The sequence below is a fragment of the Thermostichus sp. MS-CIW-36 genome (assembly GCF_054059035.1).
Window position 1 is genome coordinate 1 of record NZ_JBSSBR010000054.1, and the last position, 6,380, is coordinate 6,380.

Annotated in this window: 7 protein-coding genes; 1 reads left to right on the forward strand and 6 read right to left on the reverse strand. The window is 56.6% G+C overall.

Translation table 11 applies throughout. The annotated features are described in order from the left end of the window. Nucleotides 1-385 precede the first annotated feature (385 nt). Nucleotides 386-1,270, forward strand: a complete 885-nt coding sequence (locus ACVWVQ_RS14100) for an acyl-CoA desaturase (RefSeq protein WP_414523215.1) — start codon at nucleotides 386-388, stop codon at nucleotides 1,268-1,270. A 79-nt stretch (nucleotides 1,271-1,349) separates the two neighbouring features. Here the strand turns inward: ACVWVQ_RS14100 and ACVWVQ_RS14105 are convergent, their stop codons facing one another. The 6 genes from ACVWVQ_RS14105 to petM form a co-directional block, all read right to left on the reverse strand. Then, a complete protein-coding gene (locus ACVWVQ_RS14105) occupies nucleotides 1,350-1,610 on the reverse strand; it encodes a hypothetical protein (RefSeq protein ID WP_414343320.1) in 261 nt (86 codons plus the stop codon). A gap of 281 nt (nucleotides 1,611-1,891) precedes the next feature. Then, nucleotides 1,892-2,155, reverse strand: a complete 264-nt coding sequence (gene pedR / locus ACVWVQ_RS14110) for a photosynthetic electron transport-dependent transcriptional regulator PedR (RefSeq protein WP_011432496.1) — start codon at nucleotides 2,153-2,155, stop codon at nucleotides 1,892-1,894. 154 nt (nucleotides 2,156-2,309) lie between these two features. Further along, complete coding sequence (locus ACVWVQ_RS14115) at nucleotides 2,310-3,569, reverse strand: sensor histidine kinase (RefSeq protein ID WP_457509072.1); 1,260 nt, start codon at nucleotides 3,567-3,569, stop codon at nucleotides 2,310-2,312. 72 nt (nucleotides 3,570-3,641) lie between these two features. Further along, on the reverse strand, nucleotides 3,642-4,409 hold the full coding sequence (locus tag ACVWVQ_RS14120) for an SDR family oxidoreductase (RefSeq protein WP_457392662.1): 768 nt from the start codon (nucleotides 4,407-4,409) through the stop codon (nucleotides 3,642-3,644). Nucleotides 4,410-4,602: 193 nt separating this feature from the next. Beyond that, nucleotides 4,603-5,577 (reverse strand): ketopantoate reductase family protein, encoded by a 975-nt coding sequence (locus ACVWVQ_RS14125; RefSeq protein ID WP_457509074.1) that lies wholly within the window; start codon nucleotides 5,575-5,577, stop codon nucleotides 4,603-4,605. A gap of 124 nt (nucleotides 5,578-5,701) precedes the next feature. After that, entirely contained in the window at nucleotides 5,702-5,809 is a 108-nt protein-coding gene (gene petM / locus ACVWVQ_RS14130; protein ID WP_011432492.1) for a cytochrome b6-f complex subunit PetM, read from the reverse strand. Nucleotides 5,810-6,380: the final 571 nt, after the last annotated feature.

Below are 6,380 nucleotides of genomic sequence, written 5' to 3' on the forward strand. Positions count from 1 at the left end.
CAGGACTTGGGTCATGGTTCTATCATAACTTCCGCATTCCTCCCGACACTGACCCTACGGGTACAGTGCGGGGCTCCTGCGATTTCTAGCTGAAGAATTGCGGCGGGCTGCAAGTGACGCTTGCATTTACGGTGGAATACCGCTAGGCTTAATGTCAAGCGAGAGGATGTCGGCAGCGTTGCCTCTGCTCCTCTTCTTCCTGTGTAGCCAAGTTCATCACAGCGGAGCACATAGCAAGTCACCGCTGGCTATGGCGGTGTCTTCAGGGGTTTGACTCCGTTTTCACGTTGGGCCGCTGTTATCCGGCGGCCTTAACTTGGGCTTTGTGTTTTGGCTCTTTCCTAGTCAGTCTAGTCTACTTCTTCTTCTGAGGTTTTGTGGGTTCATGACCACTTCTTTTTCTCGCCAATCGCTGAATCATCCCGCTCCGCTCAATCGGCCCGAGCCCCAAGAGTCCTTTCGGTTTGCTTGGGAACATGTGCTCTTCTTTGCCATTTTTCACGTGGTGGCTTTGGTGGGAGGCATTTTCTTCTTCTCCTGGCCCGCTCTGGGAGTAGCCCTATTTCTCCACTGGTGTTTCGGCAGCTTAGGCATCTGCTTGGGGTACCACCGCCTGCTCAGCCATCGTAGTTTCCAGGTGCCCAAGTGGCTGGAATATGTCTTCACGACTCTCGGTGCCCTGGCCGTTCAAGGGGGGCCGATCTTTTGGGTGGGCGGCCATCGTCAGCACCACGCCTTCACCGAAGACGAGGAGAAGGATCCCTATTCTGCTCGTAAGGGCTTTTGGTGGAGCCACATACTCTGGCTGATCTACCACCGCGAAGAATTTTTCAACCCTGAGAAGTATTCTGCCTTTGCGCCCGACTTGGCTCGGGATCCCTTCTACCGCTGGCTGGATAGGTATGCTCTGCTTTTGCAACTGCCGTTGGCTGCAATACTCTACCTGCTGGGGGGCTGGTCATTCGTCGTGTACGGTATCTTCGTGCGGACAGTGCTGCTACTGCATTGCACCTGGTTAATCAACTCGGCCAGCCACTTCTGGGGTTACCGGACTTTCGAGAGCAACGACAATGCCCGTAACCTTTGGTGGGCGGCCATTCTAACCTATGGTGAAGGCTGGCACAACAACCATCATGCCGACCCGAAGTGCGTTAAGGCCGGTTTGCGTTGGTGGGAGATCGACATGACCTACTGGGCCATTTGGCTGTTGGCGAGATTGGGCCTGGCTCGTAAGCTGCACCTGCCTGCCCAAGGCCAAGCTGCTCGCTGAACTGGTTTTTCCCAGACCTTGCAGAGGAATCATCCGGGGATCCCTATCCCTAGGGATCCCTTTTGGGTTGCAGAGAGAGCTAGTCTTCTAAGGGGCTATACTGCCACGCTCCATAGTGGTCAAGAATACGCTTAATTTGTTCTATGTCGGCATCGGGTTCTTGATGAATATGCAATGCCTCTATTTGGCTGTCTTGGTAGCGAAAGGTGGAGTTTTTTTTCCACTCCAGCTCCGTTTTCACCCCTGAAACACAAGCCAAATGGGCAGCCAATTCCCGATAAACCATCAGGGGCATAGAATCGTAGCGAACAGCGTAGCGTTTCAGCTTGGGGACGCTCACGTATGACAACCCAATCAACGTAGCTCAAAACAACTCAAGTATAGTCACTTCAAGTTAGATTAAGACGCTTCCTAACTACTCCGCGGTGTCGCCCAAATGCTCCGCATCACTTCCGCGAGCCCCCCAATCGCTCTCCCTAAGAGAGAGAAGAGCTAGGAAGCACTGCAACGGAACAGTTTCATTCCTCATTGAAATGACTATAACTTCTGGGCAATACAGTCACCAAAACCCCCCCGCTCAACACTCTTTGCTGGACACTTGACCGGCAAAATGGGATGGGACTAAGCAATTTTGTCATCGACCAAAGTGCAGCAGTTTACCTGATCCAGGCAAATCTTTCCCCATTGCAAGGCCCAGCGTACTAAGGCCACCCGATTTGCCGTTCGGGTCTTGCTCAAAATATTGCTGATGTGATTGTCAACGGTGCGCTTGCTGATCTCTAGGCGTTCCGCGATGTCCTGATTGGTCAGTCCTGCTGCAATCAACTCAATGACCTGCAGCTCCCGTTCGGACAACAAGTCCGCGGAATGATAGTCGGTGCCCATTCCGAATGCCTGCTTAAGATGAACTGTAAGGATTACCTACCCCAATTCTAGGGGATCACCCCTGAGATGGATAGCCCTGCAGCAGGGAAATCTTGAGCGATTCTCGGCCAGACTCCGGCTGCAGGCCACTGATGCGAGCGTTTTCGGATAGGCTTCACAAGGGATCCAAGTGCTTCCGGGGCAGTTCCACCTGAACCCACAGCCCACCGGTTTGTGGGTGATTGCGCAATTGGATGGTGCCCCCATGAACCTCGACAATCTGCCGCACAATTGCCAGCCCTAGGCCGGTTCCGCCTTTGCTGCGGGCCCGCGCAGTGTCGGTGCGGTAAAAGGGCTGAAAGACCAACTCAAATTGATCTTCTGGCAGGCCGGGGCCGTGGTCGTACACCTCTAGCCGCACCTGGGATCCCTGCTCCGAAAGCACCACATGGATAGGAGAGTCGGGCTTGCCATACTTGACGGCGTTGTCCAAGAGATTGAGGATGAGGCGGTATAGGCGTTGCTCATCCCCCCAGAGATAGATCTGGGACGATCCCCTCAGGTGCAGTTCCTGGTGGCGGGGTTTGGCCAACGGCTCCAAACTTTGCCAGGCTTCCTGCACCAGACTTGCCAGATCCACCCAGCGCCACTGAGAGCGGGATGCGGCTCCCAGATTGAGGGCACTGAGTTCGAGCAAGTCTTGAACCAAACGGCTCAGGCGCAGAGTCTCATTCAGCAATCGTTCTACCCAGACTGCCTGAGCGGCATCGACCCGGCTTTGTAAAGTTTCGGCCAGCAAGCGAATGGAGGTGAGGGGGGTTTTCAGCTCGTGAGCCACATCCGAAGCCCAGCGATCCCGCTGTTGGGCCAGCATTTTTGCTTCCAGCCGGTCTTCTAAAAAAATGGCCACGTGCGCTTGCGGCAGGAGCAACCCCCAAGCCCGCAGCGGAATCGGTTTGCCATCCCCACCGGAAGGGTAGAAAATCCATTCGCGACTTTGGACAGGAGCAGCGGTCTCCTGTCGGCGGGTAGCCTCGATGAGCTGATCCAACTCGTAGGAGCGCACCCATTCCAGCAAGAGCTTGATGCCCGGCTGCCATTGGCTGATGCGCAGCAGACGCTGGGCGGCAGGATTGCACTCCAGCACCACGTTGTTTTCGTCCACCCGCAGATATCCCCAAGGGAGCCGCTGACCCAGGTATTGCCAGTTTTGCAGTTGCTGTTTTTGGTTGGCCCAATCCAGATCTTGTTGGCGAAGATGACGGCTGAGCAAGCTGAGCATCTGTTCCAGGGAGTGGAGGGGCATGGCCAGATGCACCAGGGATCCCAACCGCTGCAATTCGCATCTGAAACGGCGCCGAGTCTGCCACAGCAGGAGCAACGTGCAAAGCAAACCGATTCCCAACCCGATCAGGATCCCGGCTTCCAGTCCCATGTTCCCACCACCTTTGCTGCCATTGTCGCTCAGGGAAGCAAGAGTGGAGGCGAAAGCCCGGTTGCCGGCCTCTTATCGACGATGTACGAGGGTGGTACTGGCTTGGTCGGTGGGCACAAGCAAGATCTCGCTGATGTTCACGTGGGGGGGACGGGTTGCCGCAAACACCACCACTTCAGCCACATCCATCGCCGTCAAGGGGGTGAGGCCCTGATACACTGCTGCCGCACGGGCGCGATCCCCACGGAAGCGCACTTGGCTGAACTCGGTTTCCACCAGGCCCGGCTGAATCTCGGTGACGCGAATGGGGGTGCCCAGTAAATCCAGCTTCAGCCCCTCGGAGATGGCCCGCACGGCGGCCTTAGAAGCGCAATACACAGCGCCACCTGGGTAGGTCTGCCGACCGGCAATGGAGCCGATGTTCACCACATGGCCTCGACCTCGCTCCACCATGCCGGGCAAAACGGCGCGGGTAACATAGAGCAGACCCTTGAGGTTGGTATCGATCATCTCTTCCCAATCTTGCAAGGCCCCCATGTGGAGCTTGTCCAAGCCACGACTTAAACCGGCATTGTTGATCAAGATGTCGATGTTGGCCCACGGCGAGGGCAAAGATTGAAGCGCCTGCTGCACGGCTGCCCCATCCCGCACATCCAAAGCCAGCAGGTAGGAAGGAGTGCCGTAAGCCTGCTGCAATTCCCCAGCCAGTTCCTGCAGCCGATCCTGACGGCGGGCCACCAGAATCAGGCGGGCTCCAGAACGGGCAAAAAGGGTGGCACAAGCGGCCCCAATGCCGCTACTGGCTCCGGTGATGAGCACGATGGAGTTTTCGATCATCATTTGCTAATTCAAATGCTGTGATTTCAGTTGGGTTGAGTCGGAGAAAAATGGACAGCTACCTTCAGCTTCCTCGTCAGTTCGACGCTACAGCCATTCTAGAGTTCGAGCCACTTCCCCAGGGGGGAGCCTGGGATCCAGCAAACGAATCGTTTCTCTGCCGTTCGGTAGCGACCCTACCGCTCCCTGCAAGAGCCTAAAGAGAGCTCTCCAGCAGCTTGACGCAAGCATACAGAGTATCCAAATGGGGAGTGGGCACGCCCACCAAACGCCCCAACTCGGTGATGGCTCCCACAATGGCCTCGATCTCCGTCCGTCGCCCCAGCTCAACATCCTGCAGCATCGAGGTGCGATGGGATCCCACGCGGGCTGCATCTTCTAGCCGCTCTTCCAAAGAGACCGGCAGCCGGATCCCTAGAGCTTGGGCCACAGCCTCAACTTCCTGCATCACCGACCGAACCAAAGCACGGGTGGGTGGGTATTGGGCAATTTCATCTTGAGCAGCCCGGGTGAGGGCGCTGATGGGATTGAAGGCGGCATTGCCCCACAGTTTCTGCCAGATCTCGGCCCGAATCTGCGAGGTGAGGGTGGTGGAAAGCTGCGCCTGTTCAAAGATGGCGGCCAAGGACTGCAACCGCCCTGACAGGGATCCATCCGGCTCCCCCAGAATGTAGCGCCCACCCCCTGTGTGCAAGACCACTCCCGGCTCTGCCAACTGCACGGCGATATACACCACACAGCCAATCACCCGCTCTATCGGCAGATGGGCAGCGATAACCCCTTCTGGATCCACGGAAGTCAGGGAATGCCCCTCAAACTCGCCGCCATGCCGGTAGAAGTACCACCAGGGGATACCATTCTGGGCAATCACAATGGGGGTGTCGGGGCCACACAGGGATCCCAGTCGAGGGGCAAGCTGCGGCAAGCTGTGGGCCTTGACCGTCACTATCAGCCAGTCCTGTGGGCCAAGGGCAGCCGGGTCGTCGGTGGCCGTCAAGTGCTCCACCCAGGTTTGGGAGGGATCCCCCTGCCGGATGAGCTTCAGACCTTGGGTGCGGATGGCCTGCAGGTGAGCTCCACGCGCCACAACACTGACAGGGAAGCCCGACCGGGCCAGGCAAACGGCCAGATGGCTTCCCACCGCCCCGGCGCCAACAACACAAATCTTCATGGGCCTATCATCTTTTCGTCACCCACTTCACATCCAGGTGGCCAATTGACACGAGGCTGTGACAAGGGCCGAGCGGGATCGGGAGAAACCCCCGACAACTGAAGGGAGGGCTTTTGGAGAACCCTCACTCTGCCCCCCCTTGGGTCACCCTCAGGATCCCGTATCCAAGCGCCACACCCACCAGGGTCAGCACAATGCAGAGTCCAGCAGTGGTGAAGATCTCGCCAGCCATAGATTAGATTCCTCGCACATGGGTTACATCGCCTTCTCAGGATATCGGATCCCAAGCCCTGGCCTTCACTCCAGCGGTGTAGCGACCCAAACCTAGCTCCTGGAAAAACAGGCGTTCTCTTGGACTTGATAAGATCCGGCTATCCACCTCTATAATGAAAGCAATTTACAAGTCTTTACCGGCATAGGCTAAATCGTAATGCCTACAGCCGTAAAACTTGTCCGGTGGCTCTCGAATGCTCTGTTGGGCCTCGTGAGCCCTGGAAACGGTTCTCGATAGGGTCTTGGAGCGCTGGGAATTCTAACCCACTGGAAAGTTCCCAGGCAGTTCTCGCCAAAGAGCCGTTCAAAGAAACTGAGGCAAAAGACCCGAGGGTTGAGTCTTTATACCTAGGCTCCGCTCTTGCTTCGAAGAAGCAAACTTTGTAGTTTCATTAACGTCCTCATTCATTTAGATGTCTTTAAGGAGTAGTTCAGATGACCATAGCGGTAGGGCGCGTGCGTCAGGAGCGAGGATGGTTCGACATCGTCGATGACTGGCTCAAGCGCGACAGATTCGTGTTCATCGGCTG

Excerpts from the sequence above, each read along its gene's own strand:
- ACVWVQ_RS14100 (WP_414523215.1), top strand. The coding sequence starts at position 386 with ATGACCACTTCTTTTTCTCGCCAATCGCTGAATCATCCCGCTCCGCTC.
- pedR (WP_011432496.1), bottom strand. The coding sequence starts at position 2,155 with ATGGGCACCGACTATCATTCCGCGGACTTGTTGTCCGAACGGGAGCTG.
- ACVWVQ_RS14115 (WP_457509072.1), bottom strand. The coding sequence starts at position 3,569 with ATGGGACTGGAAGCCGGGATCCTGATCGGGTTGGGAATCGGTTTGCTT.
- ACVWVQ_RS14120 (WP_457392662.1), bottom strand. The coding sequence starts at position 4,409 with ATGATGATCGAAAACTCCATCGTGCTCATCACCGGAGCCAGTAGCGGC.
- ACVWVQ_RS14125 (WP_457509074.1), bottom strand. The coding sequence starts at position 5,577 with ATGAAGATTTGTGTTGTTGGCGCCGGGGCGGTGGGAAGCCATCTGGCC.
- petM (WP_011432492.1), bottom strand. The coding sequence starts at position 5,809 with ATGGCTGGCGAGATCTTCACCACTGCTGGACTCTGCATTGTGCTGACC.